At 70.8% G+C, this 23,495-nt stretch carries 27 protein-coding genes and 1 riboswitch; of the genes, 12 read left to right on the forward strand and 15 right to left on the reverse strand.

Annotated elements, in window-relative coordinates; translation table 11 throughout:
• Nucleotides 1-30: 30 nt before the first annotated feature.
• Nucleotides 31-1,632, forward strand: coding sequence for an outer membrane protein assembly factor BamB family protein (locus AC07AG_RS00975; protein ID WP_478750538.1), 1,602 nt, complete (start codon nucleotides 31-33; stop codon nucleotides 1,630-1,632).
• Nucleotides 1,633-1,677: 45 nt separating this feature from the next.
• Here AC07AG_RS00975 and AC07AG_RS00980 read toward each other — a convergent pair whose 3' ends face one another.
• From AC07AG_RS00980 to AC07AG_RS00990, 3 genes are read right to left on the reverse strand one after another with little or no spacing between them, the layout of a single operon-like run.
• Complete coding sequence (locus AC07AG_RS00980; RefSeq protein ID WP_478750540.1) at nucleotides 1,678-2,568, reverse strand: LLM class F420-dependent oxidoreductase; 891 nt, start codon at nucleotides 2,566-2,568, stop codon at nucleotides 1,678-1,680.
• A gap of 48 nt (nucleotides 2,569-2,616) precedes the next feature.
• Entirely contained in the window at nucleotides 2,617-5,181 is a 2,565-nt protein-coding gene (locus tag AC07AG_RS00985; protein ID WP_478750542.1) for an ABC transporter permease, read from the reverse strand.
• Nucleotides 5,182-5,195: 14 nt separating this feature from the next.
• Entirely contained in the window at nucleotides 5,196-6,065 is an 870-nt protein-coding gene (locus AC07AG_RS00990) for an ABC transporter ATP-binding protein (RefSeq protein ID WP_478750544.1), read from the reverse strand.
• 195 nt (nucleotides 6,066-6,260) lie between these two features.
• Between AC07AG_RS00990 and AC07AG_RS00995 the strand changes: the two genes are divergently transcribed.
• A complete protein-coding gene (locus AC07AG_RS00995) occupies nucleotides 6,261-6,488 on the forward strand; it encodes an antitoxin (protein WP_190078868.1) in 228 nt (75 codons plus the stop codon).
• Nucleotides 6,489-6,492: 4 nt separating this feature from the next.
• Nucleotides 6,493-6,864: a fic family toxin-antitoxin system, toxin component gene (locus AC07AG_RS01000; RefSeq protein WP_478750546.1), complete on the forward strand. Its 372-nt coding sequence runs from the start codon at nucleotides 6,493-6,495 to the stop codon at nucleotides 6,862-6,864.
• Between the two features lie 43 nt (nucleotides 6,865-6,907).
• On the opposite strand, the gene AC07AG_RS01005 is transcribed toward AC07AG_RS01000, so the two are convergent.
• Entirely contained in the window at nucleotides 6,908-7,258 is a 351-nt protein-coding gene (locus tag AC07AG_RS01005) for a VOC family protein (RefSeq protein ID WP_478750548.1), read from the reverse strand.
• A 50-nt stretch (nucleotides 7,259-7,308) separates the two neighbouring features.
• Here AC07AG_RS01005 and AC07AG_RS01010 point away from each other — a divergent pair, with 50 nt between their 5' ends.
• Nucleotides 7,309-7,671, forward strand: a complete 363-nt coding sequence (locus AC07AG_RS01010; protein WP_478750549.1) for a VOC family protein — start codon at nucleotides 7,309-7,311, stop codon at nucleotides 7,669-7,671.
• A 36-nt stretch (nucleotides 7,672-7,707) separates the two neighbouring features.
• On the opposite strand, the gene AC07AG_RS01015 is transcribed toward AC07AG_RS01010, so the two are convergent.
• The 4 genes from AC07AG_RS01015 to bioB form a co-directional block, all read right to left on the reverse strand.
• A complete protein-coding gene (locus tag AC07AG_RS01015) occupies nucleotides 7,708-8,379 on the reverse strand; it encodes a class I SAM-dependent methyltransferase (RefSeq protein WP_478750551.1) in 672 nt (223 codons plus the stop codon).
• A 498-nt stretch (nucleotides 8,380-8,877) separates the two neighbouring features.
• Nucleotides 8,878-9,606, reverse strand: coding sequence for a dethiobiotin synthase (gene bioD / locus AC07AG_RS01020; RefSeq protein ID WP_478750552.1), 729 nt, complete (start codon nucleotides 9,604-9,606; stop codon nucleotides 8,878-8,880).
• A gap of 1 nt (nucleotide 9,607) precedes the next feature.
• On the reverse strand, nucleotides 9,608-10,897 hold the full coding sequence (locus AC07AG_RS01025) for an adenosylmethionine--8-amino-7-oxononanoate transaminase (RefSeq protein ID WP_478750554.1): 1,290 nt from the start codon (nucleotides 10,895-10,897) through the stop codon (nucleotides 9,608-9,610).
• On the reverse strand, nucleotides 10,890-12,107 hold the full coding sequence (gene bioB, locus AC07AG_RS01030; RefSeq protein ID WP_478750555.1) for a biotin synthase BioB: 1,218 nt from the start codon (nucleotides 12,105-12,107) through the stop codon (nucleotides 10,890-10,892). The genes AC07AG_RS01025 and bioB overlap by 8 nt, the downstream gene beginning before the upstream one ends.
• Before the next feature lie 163 nt (nucleotides 12,108-12,270).
• Between bioB and AC07AG_RS01035 the strand changes: the two genes are divergently transcribed.
• A complete protein-coding gene (locus tag AC07AG_RS01035) occupies nucleotides 12,271-13,413 on the forward strand; it encodes an 8-amino-7-oxononanoate synthase (RefSeq protein WP_478750556.1) in 1,143 nt (380 codons plus the stop codon).
• On the opposite strand, the gene AC07AG_RS01040 is transcribed toward AC07AG_RS01035, so the two are convergent.
• Together AC07AG_RS01040 and AC07AG_RS01045 are read right to left on the reverse strand one after the other, a co-directional pair.
• Entirely contained in the window at nucleotides 13,414-13,638 is a 225-nt protein-coding gene (locus AC07AG_RS01040; RefSeq protein ID WP_478750558.1) for a DUF397 domain-containing protein, read from the reverse strand.
• A gap of 9 nt (nucleotides 13,639-13,647) precedes the next feature.
• Nucleotides 13,648-14,508, reverse strand: a complete 861-nt coding sequence (locus tag AC07AG_RS01045; RefSeq protein ID WP_478750560.1) for a helix-turn-helix domain-containing protein — start codon at nucleotides 14,506-14,508, stop codon at nucleotides 13,648-13,650.
• A 270-nt stretch (nucleotides 14,509-14,778) separates the two neighbouring features.
• On the opposite strand from AC07AG_RS01045, the gene AC07AG_RS01050 reads away from it, so the two are divergent.
• Nucleotides 14,779-15,240, forward strand: a complete 462-nt coding sequence (locus AC07AG_RS01050) for an ATP-binding protein (RefSeq protein WP_478750562.1) — start codon at nucleotides 14,779-14,781, stop codon at nucleotides 15,238-15,240.
• Here AC07AG_RS01050 and AC07AG_RS01055 read toward each other — a convergent pair.
• Complete coding sequence (locus AC07AG_RS01055) at nucleotides 15,229-16,140, reverse strand: LysR family transcriptional regulator (protein ID WP_478750564.1); 912 nt, start codon at nucleotides 16,138-16,140, stop codon at nucleotides 15,229-15,231. The two genes, AC07AG_RS01050 and AC07AG_RS01055, sit on opposite strands and share 12 nt — an antisense overlap.
• Nucleotides 16,141-16,270: 130 nt before the next feature.
• Between AC07AG_RS01055 and AC07AG_RS01060 the strand changes: the two genes are divergently transcribed.
• A complete protein-coding gene (locus AC07AG_RS01060) occupies nucleotides 16,271-16,900 on the forward strand; it encodes a LysE family translocator (protein ID WP_478750566.1) in 630 nt (209 codons plus the stop codon).
• Here the strand turns inward: AC07AG_RS01060 and AC07AG_RS01065 are convergent.
• The 4 genes from AC07AG_RS01065 to AC07AG_RS01080 all read right to left on the reverse strand — a co-directional run bounded on the left by AC07AG_RS01065 (nucleotide 16,878) and on the right by AC07AG_RS01080 (nucleotide 19,534).
• Nucleotides 16,878-17,438, reverse strand: coding sequence for a DUF6328 family protein (locus tag AC07AG_RS01065; protein ID WP_478750568.1), 561 nt, complete (start codon nucleotides 17,436-17,438; stop codon nucleotides 16,878-16,880). The genes AC07AG_RS01060 and AC07AG_RS01065 overlap by 23 nt on opposite strands.
• Before the next feature lie 139 nt (nucleotides 17,439-17,577).
• Entirely contained in the window at nucleotides 17,578-18,051 is a 474-nt protein-coding gene (locus tag AC07AG_RS01070) for a C40 family peptidase (protein WP_478750570.1), read from the reverse strand.
• A gap of 3 nt (nucleotides 18,052-18,054) precedes the next feature.
• Nucleotides 18,055-18,218, reverse strand: a riboswitch (cyclic di-AMP (ydaO/yuaA leader).
• A gap of 364 nt (nucleotides 18,219-18,582) precedes the next feature.
• Nucleotides 18,583-18,891, reverse strand: coding sequence for a hypothetical protein (locus AC07AG_RS01075; RefSeq protein ID WP_383272226.1), 309 nt, complete (start codon nucleotides 18,889-18,891; stop codon nucleotides 18,583-18,585).
• A 7-nt stretch (nucleotides 18,892-18,898) separates the two neighbouring features.
• Complete coding sequence (locus AC07AG_RS01080) at nucleotides 18,899-19,534, reverse strand: ATP-dependent Clp protease proteolytic subunit (protein ID WP_478750572.1); 636 nt, start codon at nucleotides 19,532-19,534, stop codon at nucleotides 18,899-18,901.
• 278 nt (nucleotides 19,535-19,812) lie between these two features.
• Between AC07AG_RS01080 and AC07AG_RS01085 the strand changes: the two genes are divergently transcribed.
• From AC07AG_RS01085 to AC07AG_RS01105, 5 genes are all read left to right on the forward strand, one after another.
• Nucleotides 19,813-21,354, forward strand: a complete 1,542-nt coding sequence (locus tag AC07AG_RS01085) for an amidase (protein WP_478750574.1) — start codon at nucleotides 19,813-19,815, stop codon at nucleotides 21,352-21,354.
• Entirely contained in the window at nucleotides 21,332-21,799 is a 468-nt protein-coding gene (locus tag AC07AG_RS01090) for a phage holin family protein (RefSeq protein ID WP_478750576.1), read from the forward strand. The genes AC07AG_RS01085 and AC07AG_RS01090 overlap by 23 nt, the downstream gene beginning before the upstream one ends.
• Before the next feature lie 65 nt (nucleotides 21,800-21,864).
• Nucleotides 21,865-22,230 carry a gas vesicle protein GvpO gene (locus tag AC07AG_RS01095; protein WP_478752158.1) on the forward strand — a complete coding sequence of 122 codons (366 nt, stop codon included), beginning with the start codon at nucleotides 21,865-21,867 and terminating at the stop codon, nucleotides 22,228-22,230.
• A 65-nt stretch (nucleotides 22,231-22,295) separates the two neighbouring features.
• Complete coding sequence (locus tag AC07AG_RS01100) at nucleotides 22,296-22,718, forward strand: gas vesicle structural protein GvpA (protein ID WP_478750578.1); 423 nt, start codon at nucleotides 22,296-22,298, stop codon at nucleotides 22,716-22,718.
• The gene (locus AC07AG_RS01105; protein WP_478750580.1) at nucleotides 22,715-23,494 is read left to right on the forward strand and encodes a GvpL/GvpF family gas vesicle protein; all 780 of its coding nucleotides are present in this window, start codon (nucleotides 22,715-22,717) and stop codon (nucleotides 23,492-23,494) included. The genes AC07AG_RS01100 and AC07AG_RS01105 overlap by 4 nt, the downstream gene beginning before the upstream one ends.
• Nucleotide 23,495 lies beyond the last annotated feature (1 nt).

Here is a 23,495-nt window from a genome sequence, read left to right on the forward strand (position 1 = left end):
ACCCGTACCCGTACCAGCAGTGGAGCCACGATGACGCAGCCCGCCCCGCCACCTGAGCAGTCCCCGCAGTCCCCGCAGTACCCGCAGGGCCCGCCCGCGCAGGGTGCCTTCGGTCCGCCCCCGCCGGGCGCCTTCGGTCCGCCCGTGGCCCCGCCGCCCGGTGGCTTCGGCCCGCCTCACCCCTACCAGCCGACACCGCTGCCCACCCCGCCACCGGGCGGCGGCGGAGGTGGACGGCCGGGGCGCCGCACCGCGATCGTCGTCTCCGTCGTCGCCGCGATAGCCCTGATCGTCGGCGGCGGAGTCTGGTACGCCGCTTCGACGGGCGACGGCTCGAAGGACAAGACCGCGGCCAAGCCGGGCGGTGACGGTGCGGCTCCCACGTACGAGAAGCCCAAGGAGAAGGTGCCGAAGGATCCCAAGGCCTTCTTCACGACCAAGGCCCTGCAGCCCAAGTTGCCCAAGGGGGAGACGACTTGGAAGGCGAAGGGGTCCTGGCTCACCGACAAGGTGTACGCGAAGGCCTCGGTCGAGGCGATCGTCGGCGTCGACGCCGCGTCGGGGAAGGGGCTCTGGCGCCTGCCGAAGCCCGGTGAGTCGTGCGCGGGCTCCCCGGACCTGGGCAAGGGCAACATCGCCGTCGTCGTCACCGGGGCCGCCGTGCACGACGACAAGGGCTTCAAGGACGCGTGCACCGAGGTCACCGCCTTCGACGTGGACACCGGCGAGAAGCTCTGGACGAAGTCGATCACCGTCGGCTACCAGAAGGAGAAGACGGCGTTCAACCAGGTCACCATCAGCGGTGACACGGCGGCGGTCGGCGGTCTGTACGGCGGCGCGGCGTTCGACCTGCGCAGCGGGAAGGTCCTGTGGGAGCCGAAGCAGGGGGAGAAGTGCCACGACGTCGGCTACGGCGGCGGCGAGCGGCTCGTGGCGGTCAACTCCTGCGGTGAGTTCGGCTCGGAGCGCTACCGGGTCGAGGTCCTGGACCCGCGGACGGGCGCGTCGAAGGGGAGCCACAAGCTCCCCGACGGCGTCACCTCTCCCAGCGTGATCTCCGTCCAGCCGGTGGTCGTCGCCGTGGACTCCGGAAAGATCAGCGGATCGGGTGCGACGGACGTCTTCGCCTTCGACGAGCACAGCGATCGGCGTACGAGGATCTCGCTGCCCGACGACAAGTACCTGCACGAGTGCGGCACCGCGTCCATCGTCCAGGACTGCCGGGGCATCGCGGTGGGCAACGGCAAGCTGTACGCCCCCACCGAGCAGCGCGACGGGACCAAGGAGTACTCCTCGACGAACGACATCGTGGTCTTCTCCCTGGCCACCGGGAAGACCACGGGGGAGCGGGTCTCTGCGGGCGACCACTCGCCGATCTTCCCGCTCCGCATGGACGGCGGGAACCTCCTCGTCTACAAGAGCAGCCCGGTCACGCAGGTGGTCTCCCTCGACGGCAGGACGCTGAAGCAGGAGAAGGTGCTGCTGGACGCCACGACGCGGCCCAGCACGCTGTCGCCCCTGCGGTCCGAACTCGTCTTCACCCACAACAAGCTGTTCGTCAGCTCCGACCTGCTCGCCCAGTACTCCAAGAGCAAGGAAACGGTCATGATGTACGGCTTCGCCGCCAAGTAGCCCGCGGGGTCCGGCGGCACGAGCGGGCGGGCCCCCGCCGGGTGCTCACTCGTCGGCCAGCTCCTCGATGACCGGACCGAACGCCTCGAAGTACGGCTCAAGGACGGTGATGTACGAGAAGCCGTACCGCTCCCGCTGGGCGCGCAGCTGGTCGGCGATCTGCCGGACGGTGCCGACCAGCAGGAGCGGCAGTTCGAGCGCCGCGTCCTCGGTGAGATGCGGGATGTGGTCGAGGAGCGGCCTGATCGCTCCCCTGCGGTCGCCGGTCACCTCCACCAACTGGGTCAGGAGGTTCAGCTCCGCCGGTGCGGAGCGGCCCGCGGCCAGCCGCCGGTAGCTGGCGACCCGCTCGTCCAGCTCCACGGGCGTGAGGTGGCTCATCTTCCCGCTGCTGTCGCCCGGCGCCGCCTTGGCGCCGGTGAACGCCGCGATGTCGGCGTGCTCGGCCGCGAGTTTCAGCACGCGGTCGCCGTTGCCGCCGACAAGGAGCGGCGGCCGGGGCCGCTGCAGAGGCTGCGGCTGGTGCTCGTCGGAGCCGAGGAGCCTGTCCAACTTCTCGACGGTGCGCCGGAGATGGTCCACGCGTTCGCCGGGCGTACCCCAGGGCAGGCCTGCCACGTCGTGCTCCGGTCTGACGTATCCGGTGCCGAGCCCCAGCTCGAGGCGGCCGCCCGTGAGCTGGTCCGTGGTCGCCACCTCGCGGGCGAGCAGGGTGGGGTTCCAGAACCCGGTGTTCAGGACGAACGTGCCGACGCGGGGCCGCTCGGTGGCCTCGGCCGCCGCGACGAGCGAGGGGAACGGGGAGGGCATGCCGAGGTGGTCGGCGACCAGGATGACGTCGTAGCCGAGCGCCTCTGCCTTGCGGCACTTCTCGCGCCACGCGTCGCCGGTGGAAAGGGCGACCATGTTGACCCCGAAGCGGAATGGGCGAGCCATGAACACTCCTCACGGATATGGACAGTTGGGCCCATCGGCCCCAGTCCATCACTCGTGCGCGATGGCCGCCAGCACATTCATGCGTGATGCACGCAGCGCGGGCAGCAGCGCCGCGGCGAGGCCCACGACCACCGACCCGATCAGCACCGCGATCACCGTCGTCCAGGGGATCGCGAACGCCGTCATGCCCTGCAGCGCGAGCACCTGCTGCGCCGCGACGCCCCACACCAGGCCGAGCGCGAGCCCAAGGAGCGCGCCGAACACCGCGATCACCACCGACTCAAGGCGGATCATCCGGCGCAACTGCCGTCGGGCGAGCCCGATGGCGCGCAGCAGGCCGATCTCACGGGTGCGTTCGACGACCGAGAGGGCCAGGGTGTTGATCACGCCGAGGACCGCGATGATGATCGCCAGGCCGAGCAGCGCGTAGACGAGGTAGAGCATCACGGCGATCTGCTCGCGGATCAGTTCCTTGTAGTCCGCCTGGTCGCGGACCTGCACCTGCGGATACGGGTCGAGGGTCTTCTCGAGCCGGTCGCGCAGCGTGTCGGCATCCGTGCCCGAGGCCGCGTTCACGTACAGCGCCGAGTCCTGCCCGCCCGGCACGTACTCCTCGACCGTCGCCATCCCGAAGAAGAGCCCGCCCTCGATGCCGAACCCCTCGGATCCCGGCTGGTCGGTGAGCGCGCCCACGGTCAGTTCCGTCTTGCGCCCGCCGGGGAACTCCACCGGCAGCCTGGAGCCCACCCGCGCCTTGTGGTCCCGCGCGAACTCCCGCTGCATGGCGATGCTTCCGGGCGCGAGCGCCTGAGCGGTGCCGCCTTCGACGTACGTGACGCGGGCGACGTCGTCGAGGCGCGGGTCATAGCCCGCCGCGGTCGTCTCCACGTTCTTGCCGTCCGGCATGGACACCTTCACGGGCGCGAACCGCTGGCGCACGACGAGCCCGGCGCCGTCGGTGTCCCGCACCTTCTCGGTGATCTCCTGCGAGAACGGCATGAAGTTGCTGTTCTGTACGACGAAGTCGGCGCCCAGCGTCTTGTCGATCTGTTCGTCGAACGACTTGGTCATCGAGGCGCTCGCCACCGACATGCCGCTCACCAGGGCGAGGCCCACCATCAGGGCGGCGGCCGTGGCGCCCGTGCGGCGCGGGTTGCGCAGCGCGTTGCGCTGGCTCATCCTGCCGATCGAGCCGAAGAGGGCGGGGAAGGCGCCGCCGAGCACCCGGATCACCGGGCGGACCAGGAGCGGTCCCGCGATCACCGTGGCGATCAGGGTGAGGACGAGGCCGAGCCCGAGCAGGGACGCGGCCGAGGAGGTCTTCTCCGCGGTGGCGCAGCCCACGAGCGCGGCCACGCCCGCCGCAGCGACGACCGCGCCGACCGTGGCGCGGATCCTCAACGGCCTTCCCACGCCCGCGATCTCCGCGTCGGCGAGCGCCGCCATCGGCGACACGTGCGCCGCACGCCGTGCCGGGAGGTAGGCCGCGACGAACGTGACGCCGACCCCGACGACGTACGAGACGACGGGAGTTCCCCACCCGATGACCATCTCGGTGGACTTGAGGTTCATCCCGAACAGGCCCATCAGCTCGATGAGCCCGGCCGCGAGGCCGATGCCCGCCGCGAGGCCGACCGTGGAGCCGACCACGCCGAGCAGGACCGCCTCGGTGAGCACGGAGCGGCGGACCTGCCTGCGGTCGGCGCCGAGGGCGCGCAGCAGGCCCAGTTCGCGGGTGCGCTGCGCGATCAGCATCGAGAAGGTGTTGACGATCAGGAAGATGCCGACCAGGACGGCGATCCCGGCGAAGCCGAGCATCACGTACTTGATGACGTCCAGGAAGCCGCCGAGTTCGGACGCCGCCGACTCGGCCTGTTCGTCGGCTGTCTTGAGGTCGTAGCCCGAGCCCAGGTCGGCGGCGATACGGCGCTTGAGCTCGGTGTCGCTCACGCCGGGGTCGGCGTCCACCGAGATGCCCGTCGCCGCGTCCTTGTCGCCCAGGAGCTCACGCTGGGCGGTCGGGGTGTCCACGAAGATCAGGGCCGCGCCGGGGTTGGTGGTGGTGAAGGTGACGATGCCGACGACCTCGACCTTGAAGGAGCCGGGCGCGGCGAGCACCGTGAGGCTTTCGCCGATCTTCACGTCCTTCTTCTCGGCCGTGTCCGCGTCGAGCAGCGCCTGGTTCTTGCCGCGTGGGGCGTGCCCCGAGGTCAGCTCGACGGGGCTGCGGTCGGTGACGTACCAGTTGGTGGCGATGGTGGGGGCGCCGGTGGTGGAGCCCACCGGGTCGTTCTCGCTGTCGACGACCGTGATGTTCTCGACGGCCGCGTCGACCCGGGTCCTGGCGACCCCGTCGACCTCGGCGAGGCGCCCTGCGAGCTTGGCGGGGACCGTCGGAGTCTGCCCCGACGGCACCGCCTCGTCGAGGTTCTCCTTCGGCTCTACGGTCACGTCGGCGGACGTCGAGGCGAAGAGGCGGTCGAAGGTGCGGGCCACCGTGTCCGAGAAGATGAGGCTGCCCGCGACGAACGCCACCGAGAGGATCACGGCGAGCGCGGAGAGCAGCAGCCTGCCCTTGTGTGCGAGGAAGCTCCTGAGCGTCGCCTTCAGCATGGCCGCGGACCGCCTCAGTCCCGGTCCGGCGTGCTGTCGGCGTCGGCGCCCTGGACGCCGTCGGCCCCGGGAGGGCTCTCCTGTTCGGGGCGGCTCTCCTGCGGCAGCGCGTGGATCACGTCGAACCGCTTGAGGCGTTCCAGGACCGACTCCGCCGTCGGGCGCGGCATCTCGTCGACGATGCGGCCGTCCGCGAGGAAGAGCACCAGGTCGGCGTGGGCGGCGGCGCCCGGGTCGTGCGTCACCATGACGACGGTCTGCTCCAGCTTGTCCACGGCCTCACGCAGGAAGCCGAGCACTTCGAGGCCCGCACGCGAGTCGAGGTTGCCGGTCGGCTCGTCCGCGAAGATCAGCTCGGGGCGCGACGCGAGCGCCCGCGCACAGGCCACGCGCTGCTGCTGGCCGCCGGAGAGCTGGGCGGGCCGGTGCTTGAGGCGGTCGCGCAGGCCGAGCGTGTCGATGACGTACTCCAGCCATGCGCGGTCGGGGCGCTGGCCCGCGATGTCCATGGGCAGCGTGATGTTCTCCAGGGCGTTCAGGGTGGGGATGAGGTTGAAGGACTGGAACATGAACCCGATGCGGTCCCGCCGCAGCTGCGTCAGCTCCCGCTCCTTGAGCCCAGTGATCTCGGTGTCGCCGAGCCACACCTGTCCCGCGGAGACCGTGTCGAGGCCGGCGAGCAGGTGCATGAGCGTGGACTTGCCCGAACCGGACGGACCCATGACCGCCGTGAACCGGCCGCGTGCGATGTCCACGTCGACCGAGTCGAGGGCGAGCACAGCTGTCTCGCCGGAGCCGTAGGCCTTGGTCAGCGCGCGTGCGCGCGCGGCGACCTTGATGGGCTCCGCAAGGCCTGTCGCCGGTGCCGAAGCAGGTGTGGACAAGGCCGCCTCCTGGGTCGTGGCCGTTCCAACTCCCGTAATCCTGCCGAGAGTAGAGGGTCGGGGCGGGTGCCGGTATCCCTCCAAGGTCGTGAACCGGAGACGTATGTAAGGGGCACTGGCCGGGGATTCCTGTGCGCCCCCGCGCCCTCCCTTGCCCTCTTGCCGGTGCTAGCGCTGCGGCGCTAGCTTGAAGGCATGGCGAAGACCCAGCTGAACGTGCGGGTGGACGAAGGCACCGCCCGAGCCGCGCGCGAGCGCGCGCTGGCCCGCGGGATGAGCGTGAACCGCTACATCGAGGAACTGGTCAAACAGGACGCCGGCGAGGTCGGCCACACCTTCGTCGAGGCCGCGGCCGATTTCATGAAGCAGTACGAATCCGTCTTCGCCGAAGAGTTCGGTCCCGAGCGCGAGGGTCGTCGTTAAGCCCTTGAACCTCAGAATCGATCTTGCCTGGCTGTTGATGGTCGCCGAACACAAGACGCCCGGAGACCCACAGGTCACCGACTGGGGTGCCCTGGTGGCCGCCGTCAGCCGGCACGAGGCGGAGATATTCGGCGTGCCCGTCTACGAAAGCCCGCACGACCGCGCCGCCGCCCTGCTCCAGGTCCTGCTGCACATCCCCGCCCTGGAACGCTCCAACGCGCTGTTCGCCTCGTCCGCCGCCTACGCCTATCTGGTCGCGAGCGGCCAGAAGGTCGTCACCTCGCCCGAGCAGGTGCGCGAACTGGCCCGGCTGGTGAAGGAGGACGGGGCGAGCGTGCGCGCCATCGCGGACGAGCTGCGGAAGTGGAGCCTCTAGCCGCCCTGGGGAACGATCGAGGGAGCCGCCGCCGGGTGGGAGCTCAGAGGTCGGTGGCGCGCGGGTGGCGCGGTTCGTACAGGCCGACCTCGCCGCCGCCCGGCAGCCGGAAGCGGGTGAGCAGACCCCACCCGGCGTCGGTGACCGGCTGGGTGAACTGCACGCCCTTGGCGGTCAGTTCACGCACCGTCGCCTCCGCGTCGTCGCACATCAGATAGAGCTCGTGCGACTCCGGTCCCGGGGTGGGGTGGACTGCCGCCTCGGCAGGCGGAAGCTTGAAGATCAGCCACCCGCCGCCCGCGTCCACGTGGGGGTACTTCAGCACGTCCCGGAAGAAGGCCCGGTCCGCATCGGCGTCGTTGCTGTAGATGATGAGGTGCGCGCCATTGATCATGCGGCGAGGATAGGTTCGGTGGGAGAGAGCCGCACTTCAGGAGGACGCCCATGCCTGCCGCCATCCAGCCGATGATCATCACCCCTGATCTCGACCGCCTGCTGCGGTTCTACCAGGAACTGCTCGGGGCCAAGGAGGTGTCGAGGACTCCGGAGGAGGGGCCCGCGTTCTTCGTGGACCTGCGCATCGGCGACTCGGAGCTCGGCGTCGTCTCGGACACGAGCGTGCCGCTCGGCACGCCGCAGCGGATTCTGCTGAGCGTCGCGGTGGAGGCGGTGGACGACCTCCTCGAGCGCGTGGAATCCCTGGGCGGCGAGACGCTCGGTCCGGCCAACGACATGCCGTGGGGTCAGCGCGTCGCGCACATCAAGGACCCGGACGGCAACGCGGTCAACCTCACGCAGCTGATCTGACCCCGGTCATCGGCCGGTGCGGCGGCGCGGGGCGGATCAGTCGCTCTCCGGACGCCGCGCCGTGCCGAGCACGCAGTACGAAGAGGGCAGCCGCGGGCCCTTCGGGGGCACCAACAGCCTTCGGTACGGGCCGATTTCGAAACCCGCGGCGCGCAGGGCGCCAATCGTGTCCCGTGCCACGTGACAGCCGCCGAAGAGCAGGGGCCAGACCGTGCGGTCCAAGGCGCGCTGCGCGGTCGCCATCCCCGCGCCCGGAGCCACGCCGTGCTCGAAGAACCGCAGCTCGCCGCCGGGCCGCAGGACGCGCCGCAGCTCGCCGAGGGAGCGGGGCACGTCGCGCACGCTGCACAGGACCAGTGAGGCCACGGCGCCGTCGAAGGCCTCGCTCTTGACGGGCAGCGCCTCGGCGGCGCCGGGCACGACGTCGACCGGCACGTCGGCCCGCACGGCCGCCGAGGCCGCCAACTGCCGCAGGGTGCGCTCCGGTTCGATGGCGACGACCTCGGAGACCGCCGCCGGATAGTGCGCGAAGTTCAGACCGTTGCCCGCGCCGACCTCGATCACACGGCCGGAGAGCCCGGCGAGCAGCTCTTTGCGGTACGTCCCGACCACGCGCTCGGCGGCCACGCTGTGGCGGGCGTAGAAACGGGCGAAAACGGGATGGTGCACGGCGTCCCGGGACGCTGCCTTGGCGGAGCGAGGTGACATGGGGCCCTCCTCGACGGGGCGAGCGGATACCGCAATGGTGCCCCGGCAGCGCCGCTTTCCCCCACACGAACGGCACCGGGGTCCCCAGGCGGCGAGCACTCGGACAGCCGCCGGGTCGACGGCACGGCCACCTTGGGGTGGCGGGCGTGCTCCGGGAGGTCGGTGCTCCCGTCGTACGGGTGGGGTGGCAGGTGCTGCGTGCAGCCACGGCGTCACGCAGCCCCCGCCGTATCCATGCGGGCCCCGGCAGGCAGGGGGTTACGCCGATCTGCGTCGTGAGGATCCACGCGTGTCGCTGCCGGATGCCCTCGCGACCTGCGCTCCCGTACGCACATGACGTCTGCCCGCCGCAGGATCCGCCCGCCACCCGGGCGTCACGCAGCCCCCGCTGTATCCATCAGCCCCCGCTGTATCCATGCGGGCCCGTCCGCCCAGGTCAAGGAGGTGTGAGGGGCGCAGTCAGGGGCAACGGTCACAGGCCCTCTCGGCGCCGGGGCCTCAGCCCTCCCTCGCCGCCTCCCGCGCCGTGAACGTCGCCGCGTCCCATGTGCCGCCCAGCTCCGGCCCCAGCCAGCCCCCGGCCCGTGCCCGGAAGTCGGTGCGCGAGAGGGCGCCCGATCGCTCGGGGACCGCGCCCAGGAGTGGCGCGTCTGCCTGGTCCGGCAGGTCAGCGAGGTTGCAGCGTGCTGCCAGGTCCGGTGCGGTCGGCCAGCTGCCGATCGTCACGCCCAGGGGGGTCAGGCCGCGGGCCCGCAGCGCCTCCGTGGTGAGTGCCGTCATGTTCAAGGTGCCCAGGCCCGCCGGCGTGACCACCAGGACCGGGGCCGCGAGGAGGCGGGCGGCGTCGGCGAGGGAGGCGCCCTCGTCGTCGTAGCGCACGAGCAGGCCGCCCGCGCCCTCGACCAGGACCAGGTCGTGCTCCGTCGCCAACTTCCTTGCCGCGTCGGCCACTTCGTACGGACGGACCGGCGCCATGCCCGCCCGCCGCGCCGCGGTGTTCGGAGCCAACGGCTCCGGGAAGCGGGCGAGTTCCAGGGTGGTGATCTCGTCGCCCGCGAGACGCGTCACCTCCTGCGCGTCACCCGGCTCGCCGGGCGCCACCCCCGTCTGCGCGGGCTTGAGCACCGCGACACTGCACCCCGCGGCCAGCGCGAGCGCCGCCACGGCGGCCGTCGTGACCGTCTTGCCGATCTCGGTGCCGGTACCGGACACCACGATGACCGTCATCTCAGCCCTCCTTCGCCGCCGCGCACACCGCGCGCCCGATCCGTGCCACGTCGTCGTCGCTCGTGATGAACGGCGGCATCGTGTAGATGAGGTCGCGGAACGGCCGCACCCACACCCCCTCGCGCCGCGCGGCGCGCGTCGCCGCCGCCATGTCCACGTCGTGGTCGAGCTGGACGACACCGATCGCACCGAGCACGCGTACGTCCCGCACCCCCGGCAGCGCCGACGCCTCGGCCAGCGTGCCGCGCAGCCCCGACTCGATGCGCTTGACCTCGGTCTGCCAGTCCTGCCCGAGCAGCAGCTCGATCGAGGCACAGGCCACCGCGGTGGCGAGCGGGTTGCCCATGAACGTCGGGCCGTGGGCCAGGACCGGCACCTCGCCCTGCGAGATGCCGTCCGCGACCCGCGCCGTGCACAACGTCGCCGCCAGCGTCAGATAGCCGCCGGTCAGCGCCTTGCCCAGGCACATCACATCGGGCGTGACACCCGCGTGGTCCGCGGCGAACAGCGCGCCCGTGCGGCCGAACCCCGTGGCGATCTCGTCGAACACCAGCAGCACGTCGTGCTCGTCGCAGGCCTCCCGCAGCACCCGCAGGTAGGCGGGGGAGTGGAACCGCATACCGCCCGCACCTTGCACCACCGGCTCCACGATCACGGCGGCCAGCTCGTCGGCGTGGCGTCCGATCACCTCGCGCAGATGATCGGCGTACGCGTCGTCGTACGCCTCGAACCCCGCCGGCGGCGCGTCCGCGAACACCTGCTGGGGCAGCGCCCCCTGCCACAGCTCGTGCATGCCGCCCTGGGGGTCGCACACCGACATGGGCTGCCAGGTGTCCCCGTGGTAGCCGCCACGCCAGGTCAGCATCCGCCGTTTGTCCGGCCGGCCGAGCGAGCGCCAGTGCTGCAGGCACATCTTGACCGCGACCTCGACCGACACCGAACCGGAGTCCGCGAGGAAGACATGCTCGAGGCCGTCCGGCGAGATGTCGACAAGGCGCTTCGCCAGACGGACGGCGGGCTCATGGGTGAGCCCGCCGAACATGACGTGGCTCATCCGGTCCAGCTGATCGCGGACCGCGTCGTTGAGCACGGGGTGGTTGTAGCCGTGGATGGCCGCCCACCAGGACGACATCCCGTCGACCAACTCGCCCCCGTCGCCCGCCAGGTGGAGCCGCACGCCGCTCGCCGACTCGACGACCAGGGGCTCCTGGCGGCCGGGCATGGGGCCGTACGGATGCCACACATGGCGCCGGTCCAGGTCGAGCAGTTCGGGAACGGAGAGGTCAGGCATTGGGTGCCAGGTCCGTTCCCGCGCCCCGGCGGCGTACCGCCACCAGGTCCGTGCGTGCCTCCGAGGGCTCCGCTGCGTCCGACGGCGCGGACTGCTCGGGCACGGCGGCCGGTTCGGCCGTCTCGGCTGGTTCGGACGAGCCGCACGGCCCGCAGCCGCCCCCGGCCTCCCCGTGCGATCCGCACCCCGCCGCCGCGAGCGCGTCCGCGCGGTGCTCCGGCAGTGTCACCGTGTCCGTGCCCTCGACCTCGAAACCGGCATCCGCGATCATCTCCAGGTCGGTCTTGCCGGCCTGGCCCTCACTGGTCAGGTAGTCGCCGAGGAAGATGGAGTTGGCCAGGTGCAGCGCCAGGGGCTGCATCGTGCGCAGATGCACCTCACGGCCGCCCGCGATCCGCACCTCCACGTCGGGGCAGACGAAGCGGACCATCGCGAGGATGCGCAGGCAGCGCTGCGGGGTGAGGTTCCACTCCTTGGCCAGCGGGGTGCCCTCGAAGGGGATCAGGAAGTTGACCGGCACCGAGTCGGGGTCGAGGTCGCGCAGTGCGTAGACCACGTCCACCAGGTCCTCATCCGTCTCGCCCATGCCCGCGATCAGACCGGAACAGGCGGAGAGGCCCGCGGCCTGCGCCTGCTGCACGGTGTCCACGCGATCGGCGTACGTGTGGGTGGTGGTGATCTCGCCGTACGTCCCCTCGGACGTATTGAGATTGTGGTTGTACGCGTCCGCGCCCGCTGTGCGCAGTTTGTCCGCCTGGCCCGCGGAGAGCAGCCCGAGGCACGCGCACACCTCGACGCCCTCGTTCTGGTCCTTGATCGCCTCGATGGTCTGCGACACCCGGTCGACGTCGCGGTCGGTCGGACCGCGCCCGCTGGCGACCAGGCAGACCCGCTTGGCGCCGCCCGCGACCCCGGCCGCGGCGGCCTGCGATGCCTCGTCGGGCTTCAGCCAGGTGTACTTGAGGATGCCGGCCGTCGAGCCCAGACGCTGCGAACAGTACGAGCAGTCCTCCGGGCAGAGGCCCGACTTCAGATTGACCAGATAGTTGAGTTTCACCCGCCGCCCGAACCACTGCCGCCGTACCTTCCCGGCGGCGGAAACCACGTCGAGAAGCTCGTCGTCGGAGGTGGCCAGCACGGCCAGCGCTTCTTCACGGGTCGGCAGCTCGCGCCGAAGCCCCTTGTCCACCAGCGTGTTCAGCAGATCCATGGCGCTGATCCTTACGTACGAGAGCCTCCCTTTCCAAGGAGACTTCGCACAACAGAAACGCTGAGAGGTGTGGGTATTGCCACATCCTGGCCCGGTGGCCTGACGGCTAGGGTCTGTGCACTGTCTACAAACCGGCCAGTGATGACGACCCGGAGGAACCCTCATGGTGAGCGCGCCGTTCGACTGGATCGACGAGCAGGCGAGCCTGCGCGCCCGGACCGGACTCGTCCGCACCCTGCGCCCCCGCCCCGCCGACTCCGGCGGCCTCCTCGACCTGGCGAGCAATGACTACCTGGGCCTGGCCAGGCACCCCGAGATCACCGAGGGCGCCGCGGCCGCTGCCCGCCGCTGGGGTGGCGGGGCGACCGGATCCCGCCTGGTGACGGGCTCCACGGAGCTGCACGCGGAACTGGAGCGCGAGCTCGCCGAGTTCTGCGGCTTCGAGGCCGCCCTGGTCCTTTCCTCCGGATATGCCGCGAACCTCGCCGCCGTCACCGCTCTCGCCCCGCACGGTTCGCTCATCGTCTCGGACGCGGGCAACCACGCCTCGCTGATCGACGGCTGCCGCCTCGCGCGCGGGACGACGCAGGTGGTGCCGCACGCCGACCCCGAAGCGGTGCGCAAGACGCTGGACTCTCACACGGGCCCCGCGGTCGTCGTGTCGGACACGGTCTTCTCGGTCGACGGCGATGCGGCCTCACTCCCCGAACTCTCTTCCGTTTGTGGTGAGTTCGGCGCCGGACTCATCGTCGACGACGCCCATGGGCTCGGTGTGCTCGGCGACGGTGGACGGGGCGCACCGCAGGCGGCCGGGCTCGCGGGCTCCGCCCACACGGTGGCCACGGTCACCCTGTCGAAGGCGTTCGGCAGTCAGGGCGGCGCGGTCCTCGGCCCCGCCAAGGTCATCGACCACCTGGTCAACGCGGCCCGCGCCTTCATCTTCGACACCGGGCTCGCCCCCGCCGCCGCGGGTGCGGCACTGGCCGCCCTGCGGCTGCTCGTCCGGGAGCCGGAGCGCGCGGCACGGGCCCGCGCGGTCGCGGCCGAGCTGCATGAACGCCTCACGGCGGAAGGTCTCTCGGCGGTACGTCCCGACGCCGCCGTCGTCTCCGTGCGTGCCCCGTCACCGGAAGCCGCCGTGCGGTGGGCCGCCGACTGCCGGGGCTCCGGCCTCGCCGTCGGCTGCTTCCGTCCGCCGTCGGTGCCCGACGGCATCTCGCGGCTGCGGCTGACCGCACGTGCGGATCTCACCGGCACACAGATCGCCGATGCCGTACGAGTGATCAGCCGCACCGCACCCCGGTAGTCACCGGAGGCCGTGGACGAAGGCCTCCCATGTGGCGGGTGAGAAGAGCAGGGCGGGCCCTGCGGTGTTCTTCGAATCGCGCACGGCGAGAAGCCCCTGCTTCGGCCCTGAAGCGAGCGAGGCTGTCTCCACGCAGTTGTTCATGCCGTTGCTGCGGCTGCTGCGATGCCACCGTGCGCCGTGCAGAGATGTGCTGGAGGGTACGTGCCGAGGCAGTGCAGTCATGGTGCCCCCTTACGCGCCGTCACCTATCCCGGCGATGTGATCCGTTGATTCCTCGGGTGAAAGTGCTTTTCCTTGAAGGGAGTTGAAGGCAGCCGTGTATGCCTGGAGGTCTTCTCTCCGTTCGAGGTAGAGGCTACTCGTCAAGTGGTCTAGAACAACCACATCCAGATCAGCAATGTTCGGAAAGGAGAAGATAACGAAAGATCCGATGAGGCCCACGTGCTCTCCGGCGGCGAACGGCAACACCTGAAGTCGTACATGGGGCAACTGTGCTGCTTCCAGTAACCGTTTCAACTGACCCGCGAGCACATGATTCCCGCCCACAGGACGGTGCAGCACCGCCTCGTCCAGGATCACGCTCAGTCGCAGCGGCGGAGCCGCGCGCAGCACGTCCTGACGCGCCAGACGCACCTCGACCAGCGTGTCCACCTGTTCGTCCGGCAGCCCGTCGAGCGCGGCCCGCGTCACCGCACGCGCGTAGTCCGGCGTCTGCAGGAGGCCGGGCACGACGGTGGTCTCCAGGGTGCGCATCCGACAGGCCTGTGACTCCAGGCTGATGAAGTCGCGGTAGGCGGGCGGCAGCAGCTCGCGATAGGCGTGCCACCAGTGGCGGCGCCCGCCGTCGTCGTCCGAGCCCGCCAACGCCACCAGCAACTGGCGCAGTCGGGGGTCCTTGACCTCGTACGCCTCGAGCAGGAGACGTACGTCGGCCGCCTTGACGCTGCTACGCCCCGTCTCGATCCGGCTCACCTTCGACTGATGCCAGCCGACCCGGTCCGCGGCCTGGCCACTGGTGAGCCCGGCGTGCGTGCGCAGTGCACGCAGTTCGGCGCCGAGTTTCCGTCGGCGCACCGCGGGACCGTACCGCATGTCCGTCTCCTTTCGGACGGAGCCTCTTTTTTCGGCCTCCCTCCGCCCTCTTCCCGGCGACAGTAGAGGAAGCGCCGACCTGCCGCCCAAATACGGTCTCTCGTAGCAGAGTTCACCGCTTCGAGCGACAGATATATGCACATCTTGGTGGATGGCCACCTCTGAGCACCCCAAGAGTGGCAGGCTGGCGCGAAGCACCATTCCGGGACTGTCCTCGTGCCTTCCGCTACGAGTCGGAGCCGAGCCCCGGTGGGAAAGGGACACGTCGCCATGGCAGACCTTCAGGAAGCATCCGTCACCCTGCCGAGCGCTCCTGCCTCGGTCTCCGCGGCCCGGAAATTCGTCTCGAACATCCTCACCGAGTGGGGCCTGCCAGGTGATACCGAAGTGGCGGACACGGTCCGGCTCATCGTCTCCGAACTGGCCACGAACGCCGTCCAGCACACCCGGGGCCAGTCGCCCACCTTCACGGTGGACATCGAGCTCGACCGGGAGGAGCAGCTGCGCATCGGCGTCACCGACAGCCACCCCCGCTACCCCAAGCGGCTGCCCGCCGCCGTCCAGCAGGACAACGGCCGAGGTCTGGTGATCATCCGCTGGCTGACCATGGAGTGCGGCGGCAGGCTTTCGGTCACGCCCACCCCCGAGGGCGGCAAGACGGTCTGGATCGCGCTGCCGTGGACCGCGCCCGTCCGCGGCGGGACAGCGGCCCCCTCGCCCTCACCCCGGTGAGCGTCCGAAGGCCCCACGGAGCAGGGCCCTGAAGGTGTCCGCCGCGGGGTGTGACTCGTCGGTGCGGTGGACGACCGAGATCGTGCGGCGAAGATCCCCTGGCTCAAGCGGCCTGACCCCCACCGGGGTGGCCGCCGTCCTCGCCACCATCTCCGGTACGACGGCGACGCCGAGCCCGGCGCTGACCAGCGCGCACACCAGCGCGTACCCCGGGGTCTCGACCAGGACCGAAGGCGTGGCCCCGGCCCGTACGAGCGCGGACTCCACGCCCTGCCGTGGCGGATGCGTCGGCGCCATGCTGATCAGCGGCTGCCCGGCGAGCTCGGTCAGAGGCAGCCGCGACGACGCGCTCGCCAGCGCGTGGCCGGGCGAGGTCACCAGGACCAGCTCCTCGACCAGGATCGGCTCCGCGGTCACGGCCGCGGGCAGCGCCACCGGATCCGCGGGCTCGTACGTGTGCGTGAGGGCCAGGTCGACCTCGCCCGCAGCCACGGCCGCGACGCCGAGCGGCGGTTCATAGTCCCGTACCGTCAGGTCGACGTCCGGATGGGCGCGGCGGAACGCGGTCAGCGCGGGCGGCACCAGATGGATCCCGGCGGTGGCGAAGGTCCCCACGCGCAGCCTGCCGCCGGACAGGCCCGCCAGCTGGGCCAGTTCGTGCCGGGCCTGCTCCATCTCGTCCAGGACCCGGCGCGCCCGCGCGAGCAGCAGCTCGCCCGCGCCGGTCAGCCGCGCCCCGCGGTGGTGGCGGACCAGGAGCGCGGTGCCCGCCTCGCGTTCGAGCTTGGCCAGCTGCTGGGAGAGGGCGGGCACGGTGTAGCCGAGGCGCTCGGCGGCGCGAGTGATCGACCCGGCCTCGGAGACCGCCACCAGTGCGGCGAGCCGCGTCGGGTCGTACATGGTGTCTCCCGGTGCAGGAGCCGACGGGCGGTGGGGGCTGTCCGCCGGCGTGGGGCTAAACGCCTGCTTTAGGCAGATCCAGGATATTCCACATACCCGCTGAAGGCAGAAGAACGGCAGGCTGGCGGCCATGGACGCTCAACTGGTCGCCTTCACGGGAGTCGCCGCGGGCATGGTCGCCATGCCGGGGGCCGACTTCGCCGTCGTGGTGCGCAACTCCCTCGCCTCCCGCCGCGCCGGGGTCACCTGCGCGATCGGTGTCGCGGGCGGGCTCCTGGTGCACACGGCGCTCGCGGTGGCCGGGGTCGCCGCGGTCCTCACGGCGGTTCCCACGCTGTTCCGGGCGCTGCAGGTCCTCGGCGGTGCCTATGTGCTGTACCTCGGGTATCGCGCGCTGCGGTCGGCGGCGCGGCCCCTGGCGAGTTCCGGTGCGCCGGACGGCGCGGAACAGCCCGCGGCCGGGGGCAGCCTGCGGCAGGGGTTCCTCACCAACGCCCTCAACCCCAAGGCGCCGATCACCTTCCTCAGCGTCCTGCCCCAGTTCGTGCCCGCGGGCAGCCCCGCGATGCCCAGGACACTGCTGCTCGCGTCGATCATCGTGGTCCTGGCCCTGGTGTGGTTCCCGGTCGTCGCGCTCCTGGTGGACCGTCTTGGCCGCCGGCTGCGCAGGCCGCGTACGGCCCGCGCGATCGAGGGCGGCACAGGCGTCGCGCTGAGCGTCCTCGGCCTGGTGCTCCTCACCGAGGCCCTGATGGCCTGACGCCGTCCGACGCGCCGGTGTCCGGTTCCGGGTCCCGGCCCTTGTCCGCGCCGCGCACCAGAACGGGAAGCAGGCCCCACAGGCCCGCGCACACCACCAGCGTGCCCGCGCTCGCGATGATCCCGCCGGTGCGGCCCACGGCCACGTCCACGACCAGAAGTACGGAACCGGCGAGCGCGAACACCAGGACCGCCATGCCGATGCCGGCGAGACGGGACGACACCCGCACGATCCGCGGCTTGGAGTGCTGCCCGAACAGCGACCTGTGCACGGCGGCCGGCGCGGTGAACAGCGCGGCGGACAGGACCGCGAGCAGCAGCGTGGTCACGTACGTGGTGCGCTGCACCGTGTCGAGCGAGGTGAAGCGCTCGGTGAAGGCGAGCGTCAGCAGGAACGCGAAGAGGATCTGCACCCCGGCCTGCGTGACGCGCAGTTCCTGGAGGATCTCGGAGAAGTTCCGGTCGGCGCGTTCGAGCGTCGTCTCGTTGCGGGCGTCGGAGGACTCACCCGTGGAGCGGGCACCGTTGTTTTCGGACATGGCGACCGAGTATCCGCGTCGACGCGCTCCCCGCCCGTCGGGCGCGCCGACCGGAGGGCCGGTCGAGCGGCGGCAGCGGCCGTGCGGCCACCGCCGCCGCCCTCCGACAGGTCTGCGGTCGACGGTCAGTGGCGGGCTGTCAGCGCACCCGGCCGTACGAGACGCTCTTCGTCCAGATCTTCTCGAGGCGCACGACGGTCCCCCTCTTGGGCGCGTGCCAGATCTTGCCCTTCCCGGCGTAGATGCCGACGTGGTAGACGCTCCGGCCGGAGTGGAAGAAGACCAGGTCGCCGCGGGATCGCTTCGACGCCGAGACGTGGCGGGTCTTGTTGTACTGCTGCGCGGCGGTGCGCGGCAGCTTCTTGCCCGTGCGCTTGAACGAGTAGAGCGTCAGGCCCGAGCAGTCGAACCGGTGTGGCCCCACGGCTCCGTAGCCGTACGGAGAGCCCTTCTTGGAGGCAGCGATCTTGAGCGCCTTGGTCCCGTGTGTCGCGGCCTCTGCTTCCGACGTGAGCCCGGGGGCCACGAGGGTGCCGCCTACGACGGCGAGCGTGAGGGCCGATACGGAACCGGCCCTGGTGAGCAGCGACGGAACATGATTCAGCGCGGTCATGCGCAACCCTTCGTCAACCGCCTGTGAAGGATGACCTGTCGGATTCGGGCTGGCGAAGTTGCCCGGCCGCGGTGTGCGGCTTCACCCCAAGGGTCGGCGTCCGGACCTTCCGGACCGACCCGTCATGCCTGGGTCCTCCACTCCTGCCGATGCACCGATGTCGACCGGTCATCCGGGCGGCGGCAGGACTCGGCGTCCGCCCGGACCGCCCCGCCGCTGTGGCGGGGGCTTGTCGTCGGAAGGGATCTTGACCCGTCAAGGGGTGGAATTCCGAGCCGAAACGGCGTTTTGTGAGGCTCCTCACGGCTGAACCGTTCGGGTGGACAAGGTCGGATTCGGGATCGGGAGGCGTCACCAGGCGATCGTTCGACCAGCACCGGAACGAGTAATTCCGGCCATCGCGTACACCTCTGACGCAACTGAAGACGTCTCAAATAATGACGATTGTCTACGCCGAACGAGGTAGCCCGTTTGGTTCGTTTGAGACCGGACCCGGGCGCTTCGGGATTTGGCAGCGGGGGTGACGGGTGCTCAGGATGCCGACGGGGGTGGCACGGTGACCCGGCCCGCGCGACGCTCCCCGTCGAGCACACGCAGCGCTCGTGCCAACGTCGGGGCGTGCACGGCGCTCTCGCCCCGCTGGTGCATGAGCGTCAGTGCGTCCCGCAGGGCGGTCGCGCTGCCGACCAGGGCCTGGGCGGCGCGCAGTCCGCCGTAGGTGTCCGAGGCGCGGGCGGGGTTGATCCGGCCCACCAGGTCGACCACTTCGAGATACCGGTCGATCAACTCGCCCTCGGCGCGGGTGAGTGCGGGCAGTGGGGGAAGTTCGGGTGGCAGCATCGGCTGATCACCGTGCGTCCGGGGCGCGGAGGGACGACTTGCGGCTCGTGATGAGCCTGTCCACCAGGCCGTAGTCGACTGCCTCGGTGGCGCTGAGGATCTTGTACCGCTCGATGTCGGCCGCGACGCGTTGTGGGCTCTGGCCGGTGTGTTGGACCAGCAGCCTCTCCAGGGCGGCGCGGGTGCGCAGGAGTTCGTCGGCCTGGATCGCCAAGTCGGTCGCCTGGCCCTGGATCGGCTCGGCGAGCGACGGCTGATGGATCAACACGCGGGAGCCGGGCAGCGCGAACCGCTTGCCGGGTGTGCCCGCGGCAAGGAGGACGGCCGCCGCCGACGCCGCCTGCCCCAGGCAGGTCGTCTCCACGTCGCAGGTGACGAACTGAATCGTGTCGTAGATCGCCGTCATCGCACTGAACGAGCCGCCGGGGGAGTTGATGTAGAGCGCGATGTCGCGGTCCGGCGCCGCGTGTTCGAGGTGCATGAACTGCGCCATCACGTCGTTGGCCGAGGTGTCGTCGATCGGCGTGCCCAGGAAGACGATGCGTTCCTCCAGCAGCTTCGAGTACGGGTCGAGGGTCCGGCGCCCCGCGCTGGTGCGCTCGGTGAACTCGGGCAGGACATGGCGGGCGATGGGTCGGTTCATGGCGCGTCTCTCCTCTGCCGGGGGCCGGCTGCTCCCCAAGGGCGTCTGTAAAAAATGTACAGGACGTACGTAACCTCGTCGTGAGGAGCATGTTCGGGTGATCTGCCGGAGTCAACAGATGCGACGTGTTTCAGCCGCTCGCTGAACGCGAGGGCCGCAGCGTGCGGGACCGGATGGCCGACGCGGTGACGTGGGCATACTCCGCCTCGTCACGGCCTCAGCCGCGAGCCGCCGACCGCCCCGAGCAGGCGCAGGCCGCCCCGAGTCGAAAGCGTCGTATGAGCCCTGAAGCCCACCAAGGCCACCGAGCCCACCAAGTCCCCGAAGACCTGGGCGCGCAGCAAGTGCCCGAAGCCGCCGAGCTCGTCCGGCTCACCGCCCGCGAACTCGCCGCCAAAATCCGCACCCGCGAGCTGTCCGCACGCGAGGTCGTCCAGGCGCACCTGGACCGGATCGAGCAGGTCAACGGCGCCGTGAACGCCGTGGTGACCCTGGCGGCCGAGCGCGCGCTCGACGAGGCGCGCACCGCCGACGAACAAACCGCGCGCGGCGCACCGCTCGGCCCGCTGCACGGTCTGCCCGTCGCCCACAAGGACACCCACGACACCCGCGGCATCCGGACCACCTACGGCACACCGCTCCTCGCCGACAACGTCCCGGATCACGACGAGCTGATCGTCGAGCGCATCCGCGCCGCCGGGGCGATCACCATCGGCAAGACCAACGTGCCCGAGTTCGCGGCCGGTTCGCACACCTTCAACCCGGTATTCGGGGCCACCCGCAACCCGTACGACCTCCGGCGGTCGGCGGGCGGCAGCAGCGGGGGAGCGGCGGCCGCGCTCGCGTGCGGCATGCACCCCCTGGCCGACGGCAGCGACATGGGCGGTTCGCTGCGCAATCCCGCGTCGTTCTGCAACGTGGTGGGCCTGCGCCCCTCGCCGGGCCGCGTGCCGAGCTGGCCGGACACCGCCCCGTGGTCGACGATGGCCGTGCAGGGGCCGATGGCGCGCACGGTCGCCGACGCGGCGCTGCTTCTCTCCGTCGTCGCCGGGCCCGACCCGCGCTCGCCGATCGCCCTGGAGACGCCGGGGAGCGCGTTCGGCGGGTCACTTGAACGGGATCTGACGGGCCTTCGGATCGCCTGGTCGCCGGACCTGGGCGGAGCGGTGCCGGTCGACCGCGAGGTCACCGACGTGCTCACGCCCGCCGTCGCCGTCTTCGCCGGCCTGGGGTGCGCGGTCGAGGAGGCGTGCCCCGATCTGTCCGGCGCCGACGAGGTGTTCAGGACCTTCCGTGCCTGGCAGTTCCACCTGGGGCTCGGGGCGCTCCTGGAGACCGACGGCGACCGGATGAAGCCCAGCCTGGTCCGGAACGTACGACAGGGGAGCACGCTCACCGGCATCGACCTGGAGCGGGCCACCGTGCTGCACGCCGAACTGTTCCACCGGGTACGGGAGTTCTTCGATCGGTATGACGCCCTGATCCTGCCGACCAGTCAAGTCGTCCCGTTCCCCGTCGAGTTGGAGTATCCGGCCGAGGTCGACGGGGTGTCGATGGCGGACTATCTGGACTGGATGCGCTCGGCGTACCTGGTGTCCGCGACGGGCAGTCCGGCGCTGTCCGTGCCCGCCGGATTCACCCCGGACGGATTGCCGGTGGGGCTGCAGATCGTCGGACCGCACCGCGGCGATCTGCGGGTTCTGCAGATCGGTCACGCCTTTGAACAAGCCACCCGGCACGGCGAGCGCGGGCCGGAGCGCCGCGTTACGCGCACGGATGTTCGGGTACTCGGGCGCCATGAATCGTTTGGAGCATCTTGACCATCTGGAGAAGAGCCTCGTCGATGAACTGACGCTTGCCGCCCGCGAGGCCGTGCGCGACGAACTGCGGGAGCAGACGCGGAAACAGCGCCGCACGGCCGCGCTGTATGCGGGGGCGGGGGCCTTCGGTCTCTACGCGGGTGCCGCGCTGGCGCTGGCCTTCGGCCTGGCGCTCGCGCTGGGGCTGCCCGACTGGGCGGCCGCGTTGATCACCGCGGTGGTCCTGGCCGGCGTGGCTTATTTCCTGCGTGAGGCCGCCCGCCCCGCAAAGGGTCGGCCTTCCCCGGACGGCCCGGCCGTGAACCGCCCTGCCGCGGACACCAAGGACACCCCGTCCGTGCCCCCTCCGCCCGTGTCGCCGCCGACCGTGGACGCGGCCGATCCGGGTGTGGACGCGACGGATCCGAGTGTGGATCCGGAGATGCCGCACCGTTGGGGCCGGTGAGCCGTGACGCCTGAGAGAGATGTTTGGCCAACGGATTGTGGGCCACCCGTGAAGGCGAGGTGGCCATTTTGAACACACAGTCTGATCCAGAGAAGAAGACGGGTTCGCAGAACTCGAGGAATTCAACCGAACACGCGGAAAACGGCAGGGCGAAGCGCGGCCCCAGCCCGATGGAGGTGCTGCGCACGGCACGCACCCAGCTCACCGAACTCACCGGGATGGCCGTCGAGTCCGTGTCGTCCTTCGAACAGACCGATGACGGCTGGACGTTGGACATCGAGGTCCTGGAACTCAGCCGGGTTCCGGACACGATGAGTCTCCTCGCGAGCTACCAGGTGGAGTGCGACCCGCAGGGCGAGCTTCTGGGCTACAAACGCGTCCGCCGCTATGAACGCGGGCGCGCCGACTCCCACAAGGGCGGCGGCCGCTAGAGCGCCTTTGCGCGCGGGTTTCCGCAGATTTTCCACAACTTCCCAGCTAAGGAGGGCCGGTCGGCATGACCGTTGTCCCACAGCAAGCAGGCGGATCGGGCGGCACCAGTGGCCTGTACGACGTCCTGGAGCTAGTCCTCGACCGTGGCCTCGTCATCGACGCCTTCGTGCGTGTCTCGATCGTAGGCATCGAGATCCTGAAGATCGACGTGCGCGTGGTCGTCGCCAGCGTCGACACCTATCTGCGCTTCGCCGAGGCGTGCAACCGCCTGGACCTGGAGGCGGGCCCGCACAAGAGCCCCGGACTCCCCGACCTGATGGGCGAGATCACCGAATCCGGCGCGCGCGGCAAGTCCAAGGGAGCGCTGTCCGGTGCGGCCGAGACCATATCGGACGCCTTCAAGCAGTCCCGTGAAGAGAGCCAGTCGGAGTCCCGCCCGCGCGCCCGTAAGAGCACGTCCGCGCGCAGGAAGGAGGAGCAGGAATGAGCACGTACGTCTATGGCATCGCCGCGAGTTCGCACCCTTCGCTCCCCGAAGGCATGAACGGCGTGGGAAAGCCGGCGCGCCAGGTGCGCATCCTCAAGGAAGGCGACCTGGCGGCGATCGTCAGTGACGCGCCCGAGGGGCTGCGCCCCAAGCGCATCGACCTGCTGGCCCACCAGAACGTGCTGAACGAGGCGGGCGCGGCGGGTGCGGTCCTTCCCATGCGGTTCGGCAACGTGGCCCCGGACGACGCGTCCGTCACGAGCGTCCTCGCCGAACGTGCCGAGCACTACCGCGAGCGGCTCACCACGCTGGCGGGCAAGGTCGAGTACAACGTCAAGGCCAGCCACGACGAACAGGCCGCCCTGCACCGCGTGATGGCCGACAACTCCGAGGTGCAGGCCCTCGCCGAGGCCAATCGGCAGGCGGGCGGCGGCAGTTACGAGCAGAAGCTGCAGCTCGGCGAGATGGTGGTGGCCGCCCTGCAGAGCCGGGAGGCCGAGGACGCGGTGGCACTGCACCGCATCCTGAAGCCGGCCGCGCACGCCATCAGTGTGGGCCCCGAGTCCACGGGATGGCTGGCCAACCTGTCGTTCCTGGTGGAGCGCGACGCGGCTGCGGTGTTCCTCGCCGCCGTCGAGGAGGCCCGCAAGGGGCATCCGCACGTCGAGCTGCGCGTCAACGGCCCGCTGCCGCCCTACAGCTTCGTCGAGCCCGGCCCCTCCGAGCCGACGGGAGCCGCACCGGAGTCCGCGGGCTCGCAGGCAGGCAGGGAGTAGG

This window comes from Streptomyces sp. NPDC044044 (genome assembly GCF_056434405.1).

What these genes read in the sequence shown, in the direction of transcription:
- AC07AG_RS00975 (WP_478750538.1), top strand. Translation starts at nt 31, where the DNA reads ATGACGCAGCCCGCCCCGCCACCTGAGCAGTCCCCGCAGTCCCCGCAG.
- AC07AG_RS00980 (WP_478750540.1), bottom strand. Translation starts at nt 2,568, where the DNA reads ATGGCTCGCCCATTCCGCTTCGGGGTCAACATGGTCGCCCTTTCCACC.
- AC07AG_RS00985 (WP_478750542.1), bottom strand. Translation starts at nt 5,181, where the DNA reads ATGCTGAAGGCGACGCTCAGGAGCTTCCTCGCACACAAGGGCAGGCTG.
- AC07AG_RS00995 (WP_190078868.1), top strand. Translation starts at nt 6,261, where the DNA reads ATGGCGAAGACCCAGCTGAACGTGCGGGTGGACGAAGGCACCGCCCGA.
- AC07AG_RS01005 (WP_478750548.1), bottom strand. Translation starts at nt 7,258, where the DNA reads ATGATCAATGGCGCGCACCTCATCATCTACAGCAACGACGCCGATGCG.
- AC07AG_RS01010 (WP_478750549.1), top strand. Translation starts at nt 7,309, where the DNA reads ATGCCTGCCGCCATCCAGCCGATGATCATCACCCCTGATCTCGACCGC.
- AC07AG_RS01015 (WP_478750551.1), bottom strand. Translation starts at nt 8,379, where the DNA reads ATGTCACCTCGCTCCGCCAAGGCAGCGTCCCGGGACGCCGTGCACCAT.
- bioD (WP_478750552.1), bottom strand. Translation starts at nt 9,606, where the DNA reads ATGACGGTCATCGTGGTGTCCGGTACCGGCACCGAGATCGGCAAGACG.
- AC07AG_RS01025 (WP_478750554.1), bottom strand. Translation starts at nt 10,897, where the DNA reads ATGCCTGACCTCTCCGTTCCCGAACTGCTCGACCTGGACCGGCGCCAT.
- bioB (WP_478750555.1), bottom strand. Translation starts at nt 12,107, where the DNA reads ATGGATCTGCTGAACACGCTGGTGGACAAGGGGCTTCGGCGCGAGCTG.
- AC07AG_RS01035 (WP_478750556.1), top strand. Translation starts at nt 12,271, where the DNA reads ATGGTGAGCGCGCCGTTCGACTGGATCGACGAGCAGGCGAGCCTGCGC.
- AC07AG_RS01040 (WP_478750558.1), bottom strand. Translation starts at nt 13,638, where the DNA reads ATGACTGCACTGCCTCGGCACGTACCCTCCAGCACATCTCTGCACGGC.
- AC07AG_RS01045 (WP_478750560.1), bottom strand. Translation starts at nt 14,508, where the DNA reads ATGCGGTACGGTCCCGCGGTGCGCCGACGGAAACTCGGCGCCGAACTG.
- AC07AG_RS01050 (WP_478750562.1), top strand. Translation starts at nt 14,779, where the DNA reads ATGGCAGACCTTCAGGAAGCATCCGTCACCCTGCCGAGCGCTCCTGCC.
- AC07AG_RS01055 (WP_478750564.1), bottom strand. Translation starts at nt 16,140, where the DNA reads ATGTACGACCCGACGCGGCTCGCCGCACTGGTGGCGGTCTCCGAGGCC.
- AC07AG_RS01060 (WP_478750566.1), top strand. Translation starts at nt 16,271, where the DNA reads ATGGACGCTCAACTGGTCGCCTTCACGGGAGTCGCCGCGGGCATGGTC.
- AC07AG_RS01065 (WP_478750568.1), bottom strand. Translation starts at nt 17,438, where the DNA reads ATGTCCGAAAACAACGGTGCCCGCTCCACGGGTGAGTCCTCCGACGCC.
- AC07AG_RS01070 (WP_478750570.1), bottom strand. Translation starts at nt 18,051, where the DNA reads ATGACCGCGCTGAATCATGTTCCGTCGCTGCTCACCAGGGCCGGTTCC.
- AC07AG_RS01075 (WP_383272226.1), bottom strand. Translation starts at nt 18,891, where the DNA reads ATGCTGCCACCCGAACTTCCCCCACTGCCCGCACTCACCCGCGCCGAG.
- AC07AG_RS01080 (WP_478750572.1), bottom strand. Translation starts at nt 19,534, where the DNA reads ATGAACCGACCCATCGCCCGCCATGTCCTGCCCGAGTTCACCGAGCGC.
- AC07AG_RS01085 (WP_478750574.1), top strand. Translation starts at nt 19,813, where the DNA reads ATGAGCCCTGAAGCCCACCAAGGCCACCGAGCCCACCAAGTCCCCGAA.
- AC07AG_RS01090 (WP_478750576.1), top strand. Translation starts at nt 21,332, where the DNA reads ATGAATCGTTTGGAGCATCTTGACCATCTGGAGAAGAGCCTCGTCGAT.
- AC07AG_RS01100 (WP_478750578.1), top strand. Translation starts at nt 22,296, where the DNA reads ATGACCGTTGTCCCACAGCAAGCAGGCGGATCGGGCGGCACCAGTGGC.
- AC07AG_RS01105 (WP_478750580.1), top strand. Translation starts at nt 22,715, where the DNA reads ATGAGCACGTACGTCTATGGCATCGCCGCGAGTTCGCACCCTTCGCTC.